Annotated in this window: 19 protein-coding genes and 1 riboswitch; of the genes, 14 read left to right on the top strand and 5 right to left on the bottom strand. The window is 43.5% G+C overall.

All coding sequences use genetic code 11. The features are described from left to right. Positions 1–67 precede the first annotated feature (67 nt). Positions 68–2224: a hypothetical protein gene (locus tag E2L07_RS13015; protein WP_053432285.1), complete on the top strand. Its 2157-nt coding sequence runs from the start codon at positions 68–70 to the stop codon at positions 2222–2224. A 44-nt stretch (positions 2225–2268) separates the two neighbouring features. Here the strand turns inward: E2L07_RS13015 and E2L07_RS13010 are convergent, their stop codons facing one another. Continuing rightward, a complete protein-coding gene (locus E2L07_RS13010; protein ID WP_134229765.1) occupies positions 2269–4197 on the bottom strand; it encodes an ABC-F family ATP-binding cassette domain-containing protein in 1929 nt (642 codons plus the stop codon). Positions 4198–4359: 162 nt separating this feature from the next. Here E2L07_RS13010 and E2L07_RS13005 point away from each other — a divergent pair, with 162 nt between their 5' ends. The 8 genes from E2L07_RS13005 (at position 4360) to E2L07_RS12970 (ending at position 11992) form a co-directional block, all read left to right on the top strand. Continuing rightward, positions 4360–4995, top strand: a complete 636-nt coding sequence (locus E2L07_RS13005) for a redox-sensing transcriptional repressor Rex (RefSeq protein ID WP_010896728.1) — start codon at positions 4360–4362, stop codon at positions 4993–4995. Between the two features lie 30 nt (positions 4996–5025). Beyond that, positions 5026–5220: a twin-arginine translocase TatA/TatE family subunit gene (locus E2L07_RS13000; RefSeq protein WP_134229764.1), complete on the top strand. Its 195-nt coding sequence runs from the start codon at positions 5026–5028 to the stop codon at positions 5218–5220. 12 nt (positions 5221–5232) lie between these two features. Next, positions 5233–5994 (top strand): twin-arginine translocase subunit TatC, encoded by a 762-nt coding sequence (tatC, locus tag E2L07_RS12995; RefSeq protein ID WP_053432282.1) that lies wholly within the window; start codon positions 5233–5235, stop codon positions 5992–5994. A gap of 166 nt (positions 5995–6160) precedes the next feature. Then, a complete protein-coding gene (locus E2L07_RS12990) occupies positions 6161–7585 on the top strand; it encodes an MDR family MFS transporter (RefSeq protein WP_134229773.1) in 1425 nt (474 codons plus the stop codon). 181 nt (positions 7586–7766) lie between these two features. After that, the gene (locus E2L07_RS12985) at positions 7767–8909 is read left to right on the top strand and encodes a glycerate kinase (protein ID WP_134229763.1); all 1143 of its coding nucleotides are present in this window, start codon (positions 7767–7769) and stop codon (positions 8907–8909) included. Between the two features lie 55 nt (positions 8910–8964). After that, positions 8965–9168 (top strand): copper chaperone CopZ, encoded by a 204-nt coding sequence (copZ, locus tag E2L07_RS12980; RefSeq protein ID WP_010896733.1) that lies wholly within the window; start codon positions 8965–8967, stop codon positions 9166–9168. Between the two features lie 72 nt (positions 9169–9240). Beyond that, positions 9241–11661: a heavy metal translocating P-type ATPase gene (locus E2L07_RS12975; protein ID WP_134229762.1), complete on the top strand. Its 2421-nt coding sequence runs from the start codon at positions 9241–9243 to the stop codon at positions 11659–11661. 28 nt (positions 11662–11689) lie between these two features. Beyond that, entirely contained in the window at positions 11690–11992 is a 303-nt protein-coding gene (locus tag E2L07_RS12970) for a metal-sensing transcriptional repressor (RefSeq protein WP_010896735.1), read from the top strand. Between the two features lie 44 nt (positions 11993–12036). On the opposite strand, the gene E2L07_RS12965 is transcribed toward E2L07_RS12970, so the two are convergent. Beyond that, on the bottom strand, positions 12037–12234 hold the full coding sequence (locus tag E2L07_RS12965; RefSeq protein ID WP_010896736.1) for a YdiK family protein: 198 nt from the start codon (positions 12232–12234) through the stop codon (positions 12037–12039). Next, positions 12231–12944 carry a CPBP family intramembrane glutamic endopeptidase gene (locus tag E2L07_RS12960; protein ID WP_053432278.1) on the bottom strand — a complete coding sequence of 238 codons (714 nt, stop codon included), beginning with the start codon at positions 12942–12944 and terminating at the stop codon, positions 12231–12233. Before E2L07_RS12960 ends, E2L07_RS12965 begins: the two co-directional genes overlap by 4 nt. 319 nt (positions 12945–13263) lie before the next feature. On the opposite strand from E2L07_RS12960, the gene groES reads away from it, so the two are divergent. The 5 genes from groES to E2L07_RS12935 all read left to right on the top strand — a co-directional run bounded on the left by groES (position 13264) and on the right by E2L07_RS12935 (position 17716). Beyond that, on the top strand, positions 13264–13548 hold the full coding sequence (gene groES / locus E2L07_RS12955) for a co-chaperone GroES (RefSeq protein ID WP_010896738.1): 285 nt from the start codon (positions 13264–13266) through the stop codon (positions 13546–13548). A 92-nt stretch (positions 13549–13640) separates the two neighbouring features. Then, a complete protein-coding gene (gene groL / locus E2L07_RS12950) occupies positions 13641–15275 on the top strand; it encodes a chaperonin GroEL (protein WP_053432277.1) in 1635 nt (544 codons plus the stop codon). An 809-nt stretch (positions 15276–16084) separates the two neighbouring features. Beyond that, positions 16085–16170, top strand: a riboswitch (cyclic di-GMP riboswitch). 117 nt (positions 16171–16287) lie between these two features. Continuing rightward, a complete protein-coding gene (locus E2L07_RS12945) occupies positions 16288–16656 on the top strand; it encodes a hypothetical protein (RefSeq protein WP_053432276.1) in 369 nt (122 codons plus the stop codon). Between the two features lie 51 nt (positions 16657–16707). Next, complete coding sequence (locus E2L07_RS12940) at positions 16708–17418, top strand: hypothetical protein (protein WP_134229761.1); 711 nt, start codon at positions 16708–16710, stop codon at positions 17416–17418. A 55-nt stretch (positions 17419–17473) separates the two neighbouring features. After that, positions 17474–17716, top strand: coding sequence for a hypothetical protein (locus E2L07_RS12935; protein WP_243854957.1), 243 nt, complete (start codon positions 17474–17476; stop codon positions 17714–17716). Positions 17717–17758: 42 nt separating this feature from the next. Here the strand turns inward: E2L07_RS12935 and istB are convergent, their stop codons facing one another. Further along, positions 17759–18532: an IS21-like element helper ATPase IstB gene (gene istB / locus E2L07_RS12930; protein ID WP_134229760.1), complete on the bottom strand. Its 774-nt coding sequence runs from the start codon at positions 18530–18532 to the stop codon at positions 17759–17761. A 526-nt stretch (positions 18533–19058) separates the two neighbouring features. Further along, positions 19059–20209 (bottom strand): IS110 family RNA-guided transposase (locus tag E2L07_RS12925; protein ID WP_134229759.1); only part of this gene is annotated, 1151 nt, incomplete at its 5' end.

Raw genomic sequence — 20209 nt, 5'->3', positions numbered from 1 at the left:
TTTATCTGTGAGTAATCCTGTGAAAAATGTGGATATGTAGAAAAATCGCTAAAGTGGGGCATTTATCATGAAATGGTTTTATTCGTGTTTATTAGCATCAATGTTAATTTTAGGGTGTTCGTCGCTAGCTGAAGCCTTTGAACATGAAACAAGCAATCTGATTCTTCTTCTCGTTCCATCCCTTTCTTTTGATGAAGTAGAGTGGTTGTTAGAACATGGGCAGCATTCAGATATGTGGGAAACGGGACACTTGGCGGCGATGAATATTCGATCCGATGGTCCGTACTCTTACCTAAATAGTACAGTGACATTGAGTCTTGGAGCGAGAGGAGAAGGGGTAAGTGATTGGAATGCGTTTGAACGAGGGGAGCTCGTATTAGGACAACCGGTGGAAGCCATCATGCAACAGTGGCTTAGTCAAAAGCAAGAAAGCCAGCTTTCTCATCCTTACCTCCCTCAATTGGTTAAAAAAAATGCTCAAGGCCATCTCGTTGGTCGACTCGGAACGTTACTAAAGCAACACGATGTGACAATGAACGTTTTTGGACATAGCGATACGGCAACAGAACCACATCGTTACGGATCTTTGTTTGTCATGGATGGTCAAGGAAGGGCTACCGGTGATCTACAAGGAACGGTACGAGCCCTAATGAGTGCACCGCACGGAATGGCGATGAACGAAGAGGCACTGCTCTCAAAGCTGCGTGACCAAACCGATTCGAAAGCATTCACTGTAATTGAGTGGGGGGATCTGTACCGATTATTTGATCAGAAAAAGAACATGCCATCAGCTATTTTTGCAGAGAAGCGGGCTAAGGAGCTCTATCGTCTAGAGACATTTATTCACAACGTGACGACAGGCTCTGCCTCTGATGTATGGCTTCTTGCCCCGATCATGCACGATGAGGCGTATAAGCAAAAGAAGCGTTTAGCCCCCACTTATTTTTGGGGCAGCGGCTTTAAAGGTAGTCCGTATTCTGCTTCTACTCGCAGGTCTGATGTACTTGCCAATGTTGACGTGGCGCCAACGATCCTATCGTACTTTCATATTAGTCCGGACCCACAAATGACAGGGAGGCCCCTTCTGTTTCAAGTAGATAGTGTAGAAAACGATAAAGAGGCAATTGTCTCTGAAGTGAATAAGCGATTTACGATTTTTCGTACACGTGGGGCGGTCTTATCTAGCTATATTACAATGCTTGTCGTCATGCTTCTTGTGGCGAGCATCGGAAGTTGGGTAAAAAAAGGGAACCCACGCTGGCGATTAGGGATGAAAATGATTCTTGCTTCGGCCGTTAGTACGCCACTTTGGCTATTAGTATTGACGCCATTCGTGCACGAAGTTGGCCCATATCTCTTCGTGCTCACGGTTATTGGATGTTCCCTTATTTTGGGGTGGACGGCGACACAACTAAGCGCACAACCGATCTGGCTTTTAGGATTTCTTTTATTTGCTGCGATCAGCATAGATTTAATGAACGGTGGCCCGTTCATTGCCACTTCGTATCTTGGCTATGATCCGATCATAGGGGCCCGTTATTATGGGATTGGCAATGAATTTGCCGGATTGTACATAGCTGCAGCTGTTCTTCTCATCACAGGAGCTGTTTGGCAAACAGAGCTGTGGAAACGGCTAGTGATTGTGTTTGTGGTGAGCGGATTTACACTCATGATGCTCGGAATGAGTCAGTTTGGAGCGAATGCTGGAGCTACGCTGTCGGCGGGGATTGCGTGTGCCTTTGTCGGTTATACGCTCATTGGAAAACAGCTGTCAAAGTGGAATTTAGTCATTGTGAGTGGGGGCGCACTTCTCATCACCCTTTTGTTACTGTTTGTTTTACAAATGAATAGCCCGTCTACACATATAGGTGACGCGTATGAGCGGCTGCTTTCTGGAGATATCCAGTACGTCCTTCAAACAATGAAACGAAAGGTAGCCATGAACATGACGATTTTTCGCTATTCAAACTGGACACAGCTTTTTGTGACGAGCTACCTTCTTCTCGGTGTTCTGATCTGGACGCAAAGTGCCAAAAAATATGACGCTGGTCAATCGTTGTTCTTAAAAGGGGGCATTGTTGCTTCAGTAGCCCTATTGTTGTTAAACGATTCAGGGGTAGTAGCGGCTGCAACCTCCATGTTTTTCATCGTGTCCACGAACTATTATTGGCTGCTTGCCCAAATGCAAAATGGGAAAATGATGAGCGAAGGAAAAGAGATGTAACAAAACTCCCCCTTGAAAACGTGTTGTCTTCTGGGGGAGCTTTATTATCCTTCTTCTGCATGGAGAAGCTCCCATTCTTCCATGAGGGCATCGACGGCTTTTTTCGCTTCATCGATGGTCTGTTGATGTGAGAGAGCTTTCTCATGATCTGTAAACACTTCCGGATTACAGAGGGCTTCTTCATGTGTAGACAGTTGCTTCTCTAGTTCCTCAATGGAGGCTTCAATTTGTTCGATTCGCCGTTGACGCTGGCGCTCTCGTTTCTTTTGTTCCTTGTCCTGTTCAAAGCTCCCTTTCTTTGATGAGGCAGCTGCGGCATGTGAAGGTGATTCATCGAGTCGTTCCCGCTCTTTGATTTCTTGCTTTTTCTCTAAATAGTAATCATAATCTCCTAAAAAGACAGATGGTTGTCCTCCATCTAGTTCGATAATTCGTGTCGCCATTCGGTTTAGAAAATAACGATCATGGGAAACGAACAAGAGCGTTCCTGGATAATCGATCAACGCGTTTTCCAACACTTCTTTACTATCGAGATCTAAGTGGTTGGTCGGCTCGTCCATAATAAGCAAGTTCGCTTTCTCCATCATAAGTTTGGCGAGCGCTAGGCGTGCCTTTTCGCCTCCACTCAAATCAGACACCACTTTTAGCACGTCTTCGCCGCTGAACAAAAAGTTTCCCAGAACCGTACGGATGTCCCTTTCAGGTAAAAGGGGGTAATCATCCCAAAGCTCATATAGCACTTGTTTGTTCGAGTGCAAATTCGCCTGTTCCTGATCATAATAGCCGATTTTTACGTGACTTCCGTACTCAATGGTGCCCTGATCAGCTTGAAGCTTTTTAGTTAACAGCTTTAGCAGCGTTGACTTTCCTGCACCGTTAGGTCCGATGAGTGCGACACTTTCTCCGCGATTTAGGTCAAGATCTAACCTAGAAAAAAGGGGGTCTCCGTCATAACTGAACGTAAGATCGCGAACACGGAGAACATCATTACCGCTTTGTCGCTCGATATCAAAGAAAAAGGAAGCCGATTTTTCGTCGCTGTTCGGTCGATCTAGTTTCGTCATCCGTTCAAGGGCTTTTCGTCGACTTTGCGCCCGTTTTGTTGTCGACGCTCTGGCGATGTTACGTTGAATAAAATCCTCAAGCTTTGCCACTTCTTTTTGCTGTTTTTCGAACTCTTTTAACTCCTGCTCATACCGAAGTGCCTTCTCATCTAAATAGTGACTGTAGTTGCCGACATATTTCGTTGATTTCGTTCGTGAGATTTCATAGACTTGCGTCACGAGCTTATCAAGGAAATAGCGATCGTGGGAGACGATCAAAATCGCCCCAGGATACGCGGATAAATATTGCTCCAACCATGATAGAGTATCGATGTCTAAATGGTTCGTCGGTTCATCTAAAATAAGCAAGTCAGGCTTTGTCAGTAATAGCTTTCCGAGAGCAAGACGTGTCTTTTGCCCACCGCTTAGAGTGGCGATTTTCGTTTCATGGTAAGGAAAATCAGCAAATTGCAAACCAGCGAGAACATTGCGGATGTCTGCCTCGTATTGATAACCGCCACGATCTTTAAACTCCACTTGCAATGAGTCATATTCCTCCAAGAGCTTTTCGTAGCTCGAGGCATTGTTTAAAAGAGAAGGGTTTGCCATTTGTTCTTCCATTTTCCGCAATCTCCGTTCCATTTGCTGGAGCGGTTCAAAGACAGACAGCATCTCGTCCCATATCGTGAGGTCGGATTCTAAACCTGTATGCTGCTCTAAATAGCCGATTTCTACACCTTTAGGAATGATGAGATCACCGCTATCATAGGAGAGCTTGTCCGCGATGATTTTTAATAACGTCGACTTCCCGGCTCCGTTTCGGCCGACAAGGGCGACGCGATCTCCTGTTTTTACTTCAAGCTTAATGTTCGACAAAATCGTTTCGGCCCCGAACGATTTTGTGATATTCACACATTGCAATACAATCATTTTTATCATCCTACATTCATTTGTTGTCTATTTTAAGTGTACCGTAATACCGGTCGATCAACAACAAACGACTCTGAAAGTAAAACGATTACATGGTTTGAGAAAATAGTGTACAATAGTAAACGACATGAATAAGGACGTGTAGATAATTGGGGGCAGACTATGAACAACGAACCAACGAAAATTCCACAAGCAACGGCTAAACGTTTACCGTTATACTATCGCTTTCTTGAAAATTTGCACGCTTCAGGAAAACAACGGGTCTCCTCATCTGAGCTAAGTGAAGCAGTCAAGGTGGATTCAGCGACGATTCGGCGTGACTTCTCCTATTTTGGTGCACTCGGAAAAAAAGGATACGGCTATAACGTCAATTATTTGCTAACCTTTTTTCGAAAGACGCTTCATCAGGATGAACTGACGAAGGTCATGCTCATCGGTGTAGGGAATCTAGGGACCGCCTTGTTAAACTATAACTTTTCAAAAAACAATCATACGCAAATTGTCATGGCGTTTGATGTAGATCGGGAAAAAATAGGGAATACTGTTAGTGGTGTAAAAATCGAAAATCTTGACAATTTAGAGAACAAAATAACGTCAGACGTATCGGTGGCGATCTTAACAGTGCCTGCTGCGGTTGCCCAAAAAACAGCAGACCGTCTCGTAAACGCTGGAGTGAAAGGGATTTTGAACTTTACACCAGCAAGAATTGCGGTGCCAGAGCACGTTCGTGTTCACCATATTGACTTATCGGTTGAATTGCAGGCGCTCATTTATTTTTTAAAGCATTATCCTTTATAATAGGATATAGGACAAGAAGGGGGTGTCAGTATGCCTGGAGGATTAGGTGCAGGTAGCATTCTTATTATTGCACTTGTTGCGTTGCTTATTTTCGGACCGAAAAAATTGCCTGAGCTTGGGAAAGCGGCAGGAAACACATTGCGTGAATTTAAAAATGCTACAAAGGGCTTAGCGGACGAGGACGACGATAAGAAAAAGAACGAGAATCAACAGAACGGACAGTAGGAAGGTAGTTGTATGAACGAACGAGACATGTCCTTAATGGACCATATCGCCGAGTTAAGACGGCGGATTTTAATCATCGTCGTCTTTTTTGCCATCGCCTTGGTTGTCGGATTTTTTCTGGCAACACCGATGATTACGTATTTACAAGGCGCACCGACGGCACAAGACCTTCCGATGAACGCATTCAAATTGACAGATCCATTGCGGGTCTATATGACATTTGCTTTTACGAGTGCGTTTATTCTTGTATTTCCCATTATTTTATATCAATTGTGGGCCTTCGTCAGTCCAGGTCTTCATGAAAACGAGCGCAAGGCCACATTAGCGTATATACCGATTGCATTTTTCCTATTTCTTGGTGGACTTTCGTTTGCCTATTTTATTTTGTTTCCGTTTCTGATCCAATTTATCGGGGGATTAGCGGAACGGTTACACATTAACGAGCTTTATGGGATCAATGAATACTTTACGTTTTTGTTCCAGATTACGATGCCGTTCGGTGTGCTATTCCAACTGCCGGTGGTGGTTATGTTCCTCACAAGACTTGGAATCGTGACCCCGGAATTTTTGCGCAGTGTACGGAAATATGCCTTTTTTGTCTTACTAGTCGTCGCAGGTTTTATTACACCACCTGAACTAATTTCCCATTTAATGGTTACGGTACCTCTATTACTGCTGTACGAATTTAGCATTTGGGTATCACACTTAACATATCGAAAAGTACAAAAGCTAGAGAAATTGAGGCAAGAAGAATATAGACAGGAGGAGGGCTAGGCTTACTAGCTCTTTTTTCTATTAACGGAAAGACAAACTCATGATAACTGTAACAGTAAAATGTAATGGAAACTGTTCTAACATGGGCTAAAATCAGGACATTCTAATCGAAAATCTGTTAAGATGGATAATAGTTATTTCGAAAAGCGAAATGGTGTGACAGATGATGAAAAACATTCCGAAAAAATGGATGGTCGTTTGTGCCGTCTTGTTCGGTTCATTCACGATGATTTTAAATAATAGTATGCTTAACCCTGCCATCCCTCAATTGATGAACGTCTTTGAAGCGGATGCCGTTGCCACCGGCTGGGTCATCACGATCTTCATGGTCGCGATGGGGATGACGATGCCGCTCACAGGCTATCTAGGTGATAAGATCGGAAAAAAAGAGGCATATATTCTCGGTCTTGGCATTTTTGTGCTCGGCTCTTTGCTTGGCGCATTGTCATGGAATTTACCTTCCTTGATCGTCTTCCGCGGATTGCAAGGAATTGGTGGTGGGATCATGATGCCTTTGTCCATGACGCTCATTTTCGATGCGTTTCCGCGAAATGAGCGGGGCTTAGCAACGGGCGTATGGGGCGTTGCCTCCATGATGGCGCCGACCATTGGCCCGACTCTTGGCGGATTTATTGTTGAGACATCCAATTGGAAATATCTCTTTTTAGTTAACATTCCGTTTGGGCTACTCGGCATTATTGCCGCCGTCATTTATCTACCAAAAATCGCGCGAAGTGGACAAATCAAACTGGATCGTTGGGGCTTTTTATTTGTGACGGCCGGAGTTGGCTCGATTCTTTTAGCGTTCGGTCGGATGTCGGATTTAACCCATTTAACCGAATGGATAAACGGGGTTTTACTGTTACTTGGAGCGTTGTGTCTGTACGTGTTTGTGCAAGTGGAGAAACGTGCAGAGCAGCCACTTTTAGATTTGAGCCTTTTTCGCATCCCAGCCTATTCTTTAAGTATATGGGTAGCAGGTATTTCATCGATCGGATTATTTGCGGGAATTTTTCTCGTGCCGCTTTTGCTCCAGCAAGTATACGATTATGGCCCGATTATGACAGGACTTGTATTCTTACCTTCTGCCCTTTTTACGGGACTGACGATGTCGATCGGTGGCCGTATGTTGGATAAGCGTGGCCCGAGTGGGATTATGACGGCCGGGATGATGATTGCGGCTGTTGGTACGTTCGCTCTTGGCTACCTTCATCTTGAGACGGGCTTATGGTATATTTTTGCTTGGATGGCGATTCGCGGGGTAGGTATGGGATTGACGACGATGCCAGCAACTACGACAGGGATGAATGCTATTCCTGAAGGACTTATCTCCCGTGGGTCAGCAATGAACAATGTGTTGCGACAAATGAGCTCGGCGTTCGGGATTGTGTTTATCTCTGTGTTCTTTGAGGTACGCCGCGGCCAGCTTGCCCTTATCTCTACCTCTTTTGAGGAAGCGACTTTGCAGGCAATCAATGAAGGTTTTTTCATTGTTGGATTCCTCACGGCTCTTTCCATCCCAGCTGCATACTGGTTGGAAAAAAAAGCGAAGCAAGGTGAACAAGAGCGGGTCAATTCCACGGCAAGTTAATGGTTGAACAAAAGATCAAGGGAAGACGCCTTGGTCTTTTTTTAATCGGAGGACCACTTTAGCACAACAGCAGGAAGTAAGGGAGTAAACATGGAAGAACGTCTAAGTAAATGCCGCGCGACGATCGAACTTCATTTTTGGAGTAGTTCAGTGACTATGTAAGCATAGGAGGTTGAAAAAGGTGAACACAATCGTAATTGCACCGGACTCTTTTAAGGAGAGCATGACCGCTTTACAAGCAGCAAGAGCGATAGAAAAAGGATTCAGGCGTGTTATTCCTAATGCTAACTATCGGCTCATTCCGATGGCCGATGGTGGAGAAGGGACGATCCAATCGATCGTTGATGCTCTTCAAGGTGAGCGAAAGGTAGTTAAAGTCGAGGGACCATTAGGAGATACGGTGGAGGCTGAATATGGCCTTTCGGGAGATAGAAAAATCGCTGTTATTGAGATGACACAGGCGTCTGGTCTTCATCTCGTACCGAAGGAAAAGCGGAATCCGCTATGGACATCTACCTATGGGACTGGACAATTGCTCATCGATGCCCTCGATGAAGGTGTAGAGCAAATCATCCTAGGAATTGGAGGGAGCGCCACAAACGATGGCGGTGCCGGCATGGCGCAGGCAGTCGGTGTCAGGCTGCTGAAAGAAAACGGGGAGCCGATTGGAAAAGGTGGAGGTAAACTAAAGGAGCTTGCACGAATCGACATGAGTAAGGTAGATCCAAGAATCCAACAGGTGAAGCTTCAAGTGGCATGTGATGTAGACAACCCGTTAGTGGGTGAAAAGGGAGCGGCGGTTGTTTATGGGCCGCAAAAAGGAGCCACGCGAGCAACGATCCGCGAACTGGATGAACAGCTTTTGCACTTTGCCAACATCATTGAAGAGGAGTTAGGAAAAGAAGTGGCTTCGATTCCAGGTGCGGGTGCGGCAGGAGGATTAGGGGCAGGGCTAATCGCTTTTCTTGACGCAATGCTCAGCCCAGGAGTGGAGCTCGTGTTACAGGCAACTAATTTTCATGAGCTCGTGAAGGATGCAGACCTCGTCATTACAGGTGAAGGAAGAATCGATCAACAAACGGTGTATGGGAAAACACCTATTGGGGTAGCAAAGGCGGCTAAACAATATGGTGTGCCGGTCATTGCGATTGCCGGAAGCTTAGGCCAAGGTTATGAAGCGGTTTTTGAGCATGGAATTGATGCTGCTTTTTCTCTCGTTCCGCGGATCATGTCATTGGACGAAGCGATGCAACAAGGCGATTCATTACTAGAACAAGCAGCCCGAAATATAGCGGTAGTTTCATCATGGAATAAAAGCACTTGACATACAATAGGGGGGTATAGTACATTGTGAGAGAAGAGAAAAGGAGGGGTAAAAAGTGGAGACTACTTTAAATGTAAAAGGAATGTCTTGTCAACATTGTGTGAAAGCAGTTGAAGAAAACGTCGGGCAATTAACAGGGGTAGAAAAAGTTACTGTTCAGTTAGATAAAGGAACAGTTAATGTGAGCTATAAAGAGGATCAAGTCTCGATTGATAAAATTAAGGATACAATTGAAGACCAGGGATATGATGTAGAATAAGCTTTGCCGTCTCATTGACGGCTTTTTATACGAAATGTTATATACTCAATAGGGGTATAGGGAGGTGTGAGAATGAAAAATCAAAAAGAATTAACGTTGGATATTCAGGGGATGACATGTGCCGCTTGCTCCAATCGAATCGAAAAGGGCTTACAACGGATGGATGGCGTTCAAGAGGCAAATGTAAACTTAACGCTTGAACGATCGACGGTAGTGTATGATCCAGAGAAGGTTCAGCCAGAGCAGGTTATTGAAAAAGTAGAGCAGCTCGGGTACAAAGTGGTAATCGACAGAGTGGAATTTGACGTGGTTGGAATGACGTGTGCCGCTTGTGCTAACCGAATTGAAAAGAAGCTGAATCGTCTTGAAGGAGTCCACAAAGCGGTTGTTAACCTTGCGCTTGAAACGGCTACGGTCGAATACAGACCGGAAAGTGTATCACCGTCTGATTTGGAACAGGCGATCGAGCAGATAGGTTACACACTAAAGCGCAAAACAGGTGACGCTGAAGAAGGAGATGTACGGGAACGTGAATTACAAAAACAGAAGCGCCGCTTTTGGATTTCAGCGGTTTTAACGTTTCCCCTCCTCTGGTCGATGGTGACACATTTTGAATTCACTTCGTTCATTTGGATGCCTCATCTATTTATGGATCCATGGGTTCAATTGTTGCTTGCGACACCCGTTCAGTTTTATATAGGGGCTCCGTTTTACGTTGGAGCGTATAAAGCCCTTCGCCATAAGAGCGCGAACATGGATGTACTCGTCGCCCTCGGTACATCGGCTGCTTATTTTTACAGCATGTATCTCGGCTATGATTGGTTGTATGGGACGCGGGAGGGGATGATGCCGGAATTATATTTTGAAGCATCAGCGATTATCATTACCCTTATTGTTCTTGGAAAATACTTTGAAGCAAGAGCGAAGGGCCGTACGAGTGAGGCGATTCGTAAGCTTCTTGGCTTGCAGGCGAAAACAGCCCGCGTCATTCGAGAGGGGAAAGAGGAGCAAATTCCGTTGGAAGAAGTGAAAACAGGGGATCTCCTTCTCGTCAAACCAGGCGAAAAAATTCCCGTCGATGGAGAAGTGGTGGAAGGCTACTCTGCCGTGGATGAGTCAATGCTTACCGGGGAGAGCATCCCAGTCGAAAAAGATGTTGGCGATCAAGTCATCGGTGCTACCGTTAATCATAACGGGTCACTTCGTATTCGAGCCACGCGAGTCGGAAAAGATACGGCCCTCGCGCAAATTGTGAAAGTGGTCGAGGAAGCGCAAGGCTCAAAGGCAGATATTCAACGTGCGGTCGATAAAGTCTCTAGTGTTTTTGTTCCTGTCGTTGTTGCTATTTCCGTCCTTACGTTTCTCGTATGGTATATGGTGATTGATCCAGGCAACGTCACAAGTGCACTCATTCCGACGATTTCCATTTTGGTCATCGCGTGCCCTTGTGCTCTAGGGCTTGCAACGCCGACATCCATTATGGCTGGTTCGGGTAGATCCGCAGAGTTAGGTGTGCTGTTTAAAGGCGGTGAACATCTTGAACATACGCAGCGAATTGATACAGTTGTTCTCGATAAAACGGGAACGGTGACGGAAGGAAAACCGTCGCTTACTGAGTTCGTCACGTACGGATCAGCTGACGAGAAGGAAATGGCCACCATGCTTTATGCAGCAGAACGGCGATCTGAACACCCATTAGCGACAGCGATTGTGGACGGGATGAAACAGCTAGGCGTGGATCGCTTGGAGGCTGACTCGTTTTCTGCGATTCCGGGACATGGTGTTGAAGCGATGGTTGCTGGAAGGAACGTGCTCGTTGGAACGAGAAAGCTCATGGCCGAGCATCAGGTTGATTATAAAGAAGCGCTTTCGAGTGCCGAAGCGCGAGAAGCCCGAGGGGAAACGGTGATGTTCATGGCTGTTGACGGCATTCTAACAGCTCATGTGGCCGTAGCCGATCAGTTGAAGCCATCTTCTAAAAAGGCCATCGAACGGTTAAAGGCGCTTGGATTGGACATTGTCATGTTAACAGGGGATAATGAACGGACGGCCCGTGCTGTTGCGAATGATGTTGGAATTGAACAGGTGATTGCTGAAGTTTTACCGAAGGATAAGAGTGAACAAATCCGTAAGCTGCAGGAACAAGGACGAACGGTCGCCATGGTTGGCGACGGATTAAATGATGCCCCAGCATTAGCAACGGCCGATGTAGGGATGGCGATCGGTTCAGGGACCGACATTGCCATCGAGGCCGCTGATTTGACCTTGCTTGGGGATGACTTGCATCGGGTTGCAGATGCAGTCCTCATGAGCCAAAAAACGATGCGAAACATTAAGCAAAATTTATTTTTTGCTTTCGTCTATAATACGTCTGCAATTCCGATTGCTGCTGCCGGTTTATTAGCACCATGGGTAGCGGGAGCCGCAATGGCGTTCAGCTCTGTTTCCGTCGTCTTGAATGCATTACGTCTGCAGCGTTTCCAAATTAAATAATATTGAAAGGTTAGAGGGGGGTGCTAAGATGGCGCATGAACACAAAAGCCCATCACATCCACGAGATGAAAAGGAAAAAGAACAATTAATGAATCGGTTGAAGCGTATTGAAGGGCAAGTGCGCGGAATCCAAAAAATGATCGATGACGATCGATACTGTATTGATATTCTCGTCCAATTGTCGGCGATCGATGCGGCGCTAAAGAAGGTCAGCCTCAACTTGTTGGAGCGTCATACGAGTCATTGCGTGGTTGATGCAGTGGAAAAAGGGAAGAGCGAAGAAGCAATCGCCGAGTTAATGGATGTGTTTGAACGTTTTTCAAAAATATAAAAAGGGGGGGGCTGAGAATCCCCCCTTTTTCGTTTGGTAAAAGCTTACCGGTCTCTTTTTTTCAGTTGTTTTCCAAGCTGGTAGAAGCGAATGGCGATAATTACATTATAGGCAGCCATGGCAATCATGATCCACGCCCATAAATTCCAGCCATTTTCATTCACGACGTGAATCGCAAAAAAGGTGACTAACCCTGCCATCGTAAAATACAGGAGGGTTAAAAAGGTAGGACTGATCTTCATAACAACCCTCCAATAAACATTTGTAGTTCTTCTAGCTGTCTTTGTAGATCCATAATTTTGTCATAAAAAATGAGGTTGACGAGCACGACATAGACGTTAATGGCCACATGGGCAACAATTGGAACGAGAATCCGTTTCGTTTTTACGTAGAGGAAGGCAAATGCAAAGCCAGCGGCTGTATAGACGAGTAAATGGGTGAAGTCGAGATGGACGGCGGCGAAAATGAACGAGCTTAAAAGCGCGGCAATCCAAAAATTAAATCGTTTATACAAGGCGCCGAAAATAATCATTCGGAAAACAATTTCCTCTAAAATTGGGCCAATAATGGACGTGACGATGATGAATGCAGGGAAGGCTCTAGTGACTTCAACGATCATCTCCGTATTTTCCGATCCAGGCTCAATCCCAAATACAGTCATTTCAATATAAGCTGCGATTGCTTGGGCGACAAACACCAATATAACACCAAGAATCGACCAAGCGACTGCCTCCCCCCGTGAGGAACGGTTGCGAATCATGTGACGATTTCGGAAATCTGGTCGCAAAAGCCAGAGAATAATCGCCAATCCGATCGGGAACGAAATAAAGCTCCAAATGCCTGGAATTTGCTCTTGTTGGAACCCTAGTATTAATAGCAGAGGAACTCCTATAAAGGCGGAAACTTGAGTTAATCCATATGTAAGTATGACCAACCAATATCGTTTATTCAAGTTGAGATCTCCTTTATCATAAGGCTATACATCACTATATTTTAACATAGTTATTCGGAAAAAGCAGAAGGAATGCCAGATGGGATGAAGAATTATAGTTAGGGTGTATATCCAAAAAATACGAGGATATACTAGAAGAGGTTTCAAGCAATTTTTTCCTTTATGCCAAACCGATGTCATTCGAAAATTTTTTGTAAAAAAATTTGTGAAGGGCTTGCAAAATAAGCAGGTTCTGATTATCATTGTAACTGTGTTAGCACTCGTTTGAAGAGAGTGCTAACAAGGAAAATCTTATAAGCTCTAAAGGAGGGTGTTTTCCTTGTTAAAGCCATTAGGTGATCGTGTTGTGATTGAGCAAGTAGAAACTGAAGAAAAAACGGCGAGCGGTATCGTGCTTCCTGATACGGCGAAAGAAAAGCCACAAGAAGGACGTGTCGTTGCTGTTGGTACGGGTCGTGTCACGGAAAATGGTGAGAAAATCGCGTTGGAAGTGAAAGAAGGCGATTCTGTCATCTTCTCTAAGTACGCAGGTACGGAAGTAAAATATGATGGTAAAGAGTATTTAATCCTTCGTGAAAGCGATATTCTCGCGATTATCGGTTAATTTTACGTAGGGTTATCCCTACATACATGTAAGATGAGAGGTTTTTGTTTATTCCTCTTTTGTAAAATACCATTCAGGAGGTTGAGAATAACATGGCAAAAGATATTAAGTTTAGCGAAGACGCACGTCGCTCTATGCTTCGTGGTGTAGATAAACTTGCTGATGCAGTAAAAGTAACGCTAGGACCAAAAGGTCGTAACGTCGTTCTTGAAAAGAAATTCGGTTCTCCACTTATTACAAATGACGGTGTAACCATCGCAAAGGAAATCGAATTAGAAGATGCGTTTGAAAACATGGGTGCAAAGCTTGTTGCAGAAGTGGCAAGCAAGACAAATGACATTGCTGGGGACGGTACAACAACAGCAACGGTCCTTGCACAAGCGATGATTCGCGAAGGCTTGAAAAACGTCACGTCTGGCGCGAACCCAATGGTGATTCGTAAAGGAATCGAAAAAGCGACTCAAGTAGCCGTTGAAGAACTTTCTAAAATCTCTAAGCCAATCGAAGGCAAAGATTCAATCGCTCAAGTTGCGGCGATTTCTTCTGCTGACGATGAAGTAGGGAAAATCATTGCTGAAGCAATGGAGCGCGTAGGTAACGACGGCGTTATTACGATCGAAGAGTCTAAAGGATTCTCTACAGAGCTAGAAGTGGTTGAAGGTATGCAATTTGACCGCGGCTATGCGTCTCCTTACATGGTGACAGACTCTGACAAGATGGAAGCGGTTCTTGACAACCCTTATGTCTTGATCACAGATAAGAAGATTTCTAACATCCAAGAAGTATTACCAGTTCTTGAGCAAGTTGTACAACAAGGCAAGCCAATCCTTATCATTGCTGAGGATGTAGAAGGTGAAGCTCTTGCAACACTTGTGGTGAACAAACTTCGTGGAACATTTAACGCAGTAGCGGTGAAAGCTCCTGGATTCGGTGATCGTCGTAAAGCAATGCTTGAAGACATCGCGATCCTTACTGGCGGTGAAGTGATCACAGAAGACCTTGGACTTGACTTGAAATCTGCGAACATCGCACAGCTTGGTCGCGCAAGCAAAGTCGTTGTAACGAAAGAGAACACAACGATTGTTGAAGGTGCTGGCGAAAGCGATAAAATCGCAGCTCGCGTTAATCAAATCAAAGCACAAATCGAAGAAACAACATCTGACTTCGATAAAGAAAAACTTCAAGAGCGCTTAGCGAAGCTTGCTGGTGGCGTCGCTGTTCTTAAAGTCGGTGCAGCTACTGAAACTGAAATGAAAGAGCGCAAACTCCGCATCGAAGACGCGTTGAACTCTACTCGCGCGGCTGTAGAAGAAGGAATCGTTGCTGGTGGTGGTACTGCCCTTGTGAACGTGATTAAAGCAGTCTCTAGCATCGGTGCAGAAGGTGACGAAGCAACAGGTGTGAACATCGTTCTTCGTGCCCTTGAAGAGCCAGTTCGTCAAATTGCTCACAACGCAGGTCTTGAAGGCTCTGTGATCGTCGAGCGCCTCAAGAAAGAAGAAGCTGGCTTCGGTTTCAACGCAGCAACTGGTGAATGGGTGAACATGGTTGAAGCTGGTATCGTTGACCCGACAAAAGTAACTCGTTCTGCGCTTCAGCACGCAGCATCTGTATCCGCTATGTTCCTCACAACAGAAGCGGTGATCGCTGATAAGCCTGAGGAAAACGAAGGCGGCGGCGGAATGCCTGACATGGGCGGAATGGGTGGCATGGGCGGCATGATGTAATTAGGCTTAAAAAGCCCTATTACATCAATAGTTTCAGCTATTAACGCTTAGAACTATCCGCGCATTTGTCCTCGCAACTATATGAAAAATGAGAAAACCCTCGTCTATTTTAGGCGGGGGTTTGTTTATGAGTGGTAGAGAAGAATGTTTTTATTTTAATTGTTAACTTGTCTTTTTCTTCGTGAATGTTCATGTTGGTATTAATGTCACTATAACCAAAAATGCTACTGGATCTCTTTAATACCTACAATAGCCTCATTAAGTAGGGGTGTATGGGTATGACGAAAAGAGTAGGGAGTGATATTTCTTTTCAATCTCGGCTTTTTTTAATCTTGGTTTCAAGTACTTGCTGCAACTGTAGATGCCATCATCCCGAGCCAAAACAAACTTCAAATAATGTTTGGATCAGGGGTGTTCTTCCTCCAAAGCATCGATAAATCGATCGATTTCTTCCTCTGTACCTTCAGCATCCATTATATTTTCTACAAGCTCGATTTTTTTCTTTACTGGTCATCTTTACCTTCTATATAGGCTAGAAATAATCTTGAAGCTCCTCTTCAGCAAGAAGTAATTTGTTTCAGCTTCGACATCTTTTAAAGGTGAAGTACCTCCCATTTTCGTAAATCCTAATTTGTGGGAGGCTCCTTTTGTCATCTCATTATCATACTAGGATTGTCTAAATTATAATAAATGGCCTGATTTAATATATCTAATAATTACGAAAATTATACCAGAGTAGACAAGGAATAATAAGTATTTTATACTAGTATTGGTAAAGTTATGATTATGATATTAGTCCTGGTTTTATGCCTTGAAAAAGGCGAGTGATTGAAATGGAAAGACGCAAAGCTGCGAGTCTGAAATCCTTCTGAATAGGGATAGTCGAGTTGTCAAAAAGGATCACAAATGTTTAATTAGCTATCCTCATTCACGTCTGAGGTAGCTTTTTATTTATTAGGCTTCGGTGGAATATGATGAGTATCGCAAACGATAAGAAAAAGGAGATGGAGAGATGATCGTAGTAGATAAACGAAAATATAAAATGGGGATTAATGAAACCGCAAAGGAAATACATGTACAGGTGCACGGTTTAATGAGAGAGGAAGATGTAGAAGGTTATATGAAAGATTTGCAGGACACCATTCATAAAGTGCCAAAACAAGAGTATACGTTCGTTGTTGACGCTACTTACCAAACACCAGTCCCATCAAAAGTTGTACCCCAGTTAGGACAAACGATGCAATTTTATTCTAGTTTAGGTTTTAAGGATATCATCGTAGTCAAACCTTCATCAAAAATTGCTCAAGTTCAAATCAGAAATGCTCTTGAAAGAATCGAGTTCCCTGGCAAATTTGTCGATCGTATCGCCCATTCGATGTAAAAGCTGCGTCATGGGGAATGATTAGATTATGATTTGAAAGGAAGTCAATACGTGCAAAAAACAGAAGTGTTATACACATATAAAATAATTACGAAGGAACAGACTGCGTTAATTGAGCAGGCCGCAGATTGTCTAGCCCGTTCATTTATCGGGGTGGATGTCTCAGAAAAATGGGTGCAGGAACCGATGGTAGGTCAATTAAATCTACGTTATGACGACTTCTATCAGTTCACAAAAGATTATTTAGATTCCACCGTAGAGCAGGGATATTGCGCAGTCGCTTTAGATCATGATCATCATGTTGTTGGTGTGCTTGCTGGCGATACCAATGCGCCAGAGATTATCGGAGAAGATGTATTTGAAGGTTCATTTTATGATATGAATGTGATTCTACAAGTTTTAGAAGATGTGGATAAACGTTTCATGGAAGACTTTAAAGAACGAAACGGAAAAGAGCTTGAAGATGGAGAGTTATTGCATTTGTTCATGTTAGGGGTGACAGCTGAATATAACCGTCACGACATTATTCAACAATTAGGGAATAAATTGATAACAAAGGCATCTTCGCAAGGGTTAAAGGCGATTTTAGCTGAAGCGACAAACGCAAAGTCGATCCGTGTGATGGAGAAATATCACAATATGAAGAAGTATAAAGATGTAGAAGGAAATGAGATTGTACATAAATACGAAGAGAATGCTAGGTTAAAAGATATTCCTTCAGATATAGCAGATGGAACCTATATTTTAATCAAAGAGCTTTAAAGTGTTCATCATCGATTCTACACAATAAATAAAAAAAGTAGGGGATTTGTTTATCATGGAAGCTATAATGGTTGCTCTTATTGTGATCTTATTGGGCACAACAGTGTATTTTGCATACCGGTATTTTTCGCTGAAGCACCAACCGATTCATAAAGAAATAATAAACGGAATGAAAGAAATAGTAGCAGGAAAACTGGTTAACAAAATGGACGAAAAAAGTTCCAATCATGCTGTATTTAATCAACTAATCGAGTTTGTTAGTCGTGTGAGGGAAAAGTTTTGTAACCGTCAAGTATAATTAAACAGTTTTCACAAAATAAGGTTCAACAGTTTTCCGCAATTAAGATTCAACACCTGCTTCTTCAAATAAAGCTCTTCTGTATTTCATTCTAATGCTATCCTGGTCTTCATCGAATATTATGATCTCACTTCTATGAAGGAGGCGATCTAAGATCGCCGTTGTTAATGTTGTATCTCCTAGAAATTTGCCCCATTCATTCGGTCCCTTATTTGACGTTAAGATGAATGCTGTCTTGTCATACATATCGTATATAAATTGAAAGTACAGTTGGGCATCCTGTGCTTCATATGCCATATACATGATGTCGTCAATGATAATTAGCTCCGATCCAGTTATCCGTTTGTATCTTGTTCTTGATTTACTAATATACTCTTTTGTTTTTAATATATAGATTAAGTGATCCATGGATACAAAAGAAACCTGATACCCATGGTTTACCGCATGGATTCCTAATCCACTTGATAAATGCGTTTTGCCAACCCCAGGTGGCCCCATCATAATTAATGTGAAATTTTCCTCTATCCAGGATAGTTCTTTTAATACATTTAATTGTTTTTCACCAATTGCTGATTGCTCTTCCAAATTAAATTGTTCTAGTGTTAATGGCTGTGGAAATTCTGCCCATTTCATTAACTTGTTCCGATTCTTTTCTTCACGACAAGCTAATTCATATCCAAGTAGCTGATCTATGAATTCATAGTAAGTCCATCCCTTGGATTCAGCCTCTCTAAGCATATTGGGGAGTTCCTTTGCTGTTTCTGCTAATCTAAGAGTTCTGCACTTTTGTTGTAGTTCATTATAGGTATCTGTCATTCTACTCACCTCCCTCAATAAAGTTTAATTTTCTCGCTAATACTCGTGTATTCTCCAAATTTCACTAACACCAAATAGTAATCTCACCAGTACTACTGGATAGAAGTAGAACGAATTAAAATTTCTTACAGGGGATAATCCATCCTAACGTCCAAACTGGTATAGTTTGGTAATTGAGTAGTATGACCGTGCCTATAAATCTCCACGCTACTCACGGTCGCTAACCCTCCCATGTCTCTCCGGATTGGTATCCATACCTTCCTTCGTCCTGCGTATCCATGAGGTGGAGGTCGGATAAGCTCCTTTGCTGGGTCATAAGCCCGTATGGTGAAAATAAACTCCGACTCTGCACTATTGGTGTTTGTTATTTGTAAGTATACAGATGATGCACGGCTTTACATGGAGTGGCGGGCATGGTAGGCTTCCTTAGCCATGGGCGAATCATTGGATGACTCGCCGCTTCGCCAAGGAGCCATGCCCGCAGAGGCTCCGTGTCAAGCCACTTTGGGTGATCTGCTTTCTAAGGTTACACTGCCTGTAATCCATCCATTTGAGGAATATCTTTTATTAATCTTGAACCATCAAATTCACACTGTTTTTGACCAATGACAAACAACACACGTAGTAACTTACAACACAAGGCAATCAAAGATTGTTGCTTTTTCAAAGGGCGTTCAGGGCGTTTGGTGTAATAGTGATGCAGGGCTTTAAATGTTGAATTATGGGCGACAAGGGGACGAATCGCTAAATATAAGGCTCGGCGTAATCGTTTCCTTCCTCGCTTTGTAATCCTTGTTTGCCCTTTAAATTTACCTGAACTGTGCTCACGTAATGATAGCCCTGCTAAGTTCACTAATTGTTGAGGATGAGAGTACTTTGAAATGTCCCCAACTTCCGCAAAGAATAATCCAACAGTCACCGCCCCTAAGCCTGGAATTTTCATCATTTGTTGGGCACCAGGTAATGTTTCAACGATGGCTTCTAATTCCTGATCCAACTCTTCTAATTGCCGCTTAAAAAGCTCATACTGCTCAATAAGATTCTTCAGTTCACACTTGGCAAATTTCAAGCCTACTTCAATTCCAATGCTCTTTTTGGCTGTTTCTACAAGCTTCGTTGCGCGCTTAATGCCAACTCCTCGTTGGACATACGGTTTCCATTCTTGAAGAACCCTCTCTGGTGTCTTTTTATGAATATCAGAGGGGAACGGAAACAGCTTTAGGGTACAGAGAGCGGCTTTGCCTTCCCAATCTCCAAACACATCGAAAAACTCTGGAAAGTAGCGTTGAATCACATTTTGAATGCGACCTTCTGTGATCATTAATTGTTCAGTAAGCTGATCTCGAATTTTTACGCATTCTCTTAGTTCCGCATATATGCCATCTAAGAGGTTTGGTACAGAGTATCGCCCATCTTTGATTAACTGGGCGATCACTTTTGCGTCTTTCGTATCGTTTTTCGTTGGAGAATTGTCATCAAGTTCTTTACTTTTCTTAACGTGCATTGGGTTCACGACGACAAAGTCGTAACCTTTTGCCGTTAGATAGTAAGCAAGACTCTTCCAATAATGTCCTGTTGGTTCTACGCCAAAAATGACGTGATTCTTCTTGTGTTTTTCTTGGTGTTGCTTTACCCACTCAACGAGGGCTTCAAAGCCAAAGATTCGATTTTCAAAGA

Origin of the sequence: Halalkalibacterium halodurans (assembly GCF_004376175.1) — a bacterium.
Lineage (GTDB): Bacteria > Bacillota > Bacilli > Bacillales > Bacillaceae_D > Halalkalibacterium > Halalkalibacterium halodurans.
The sequence above is the reverse complement of the archived record's forward strand: the minus strand, read 5'-3'. Positions and strand labels throughout refer to the sequence as shown.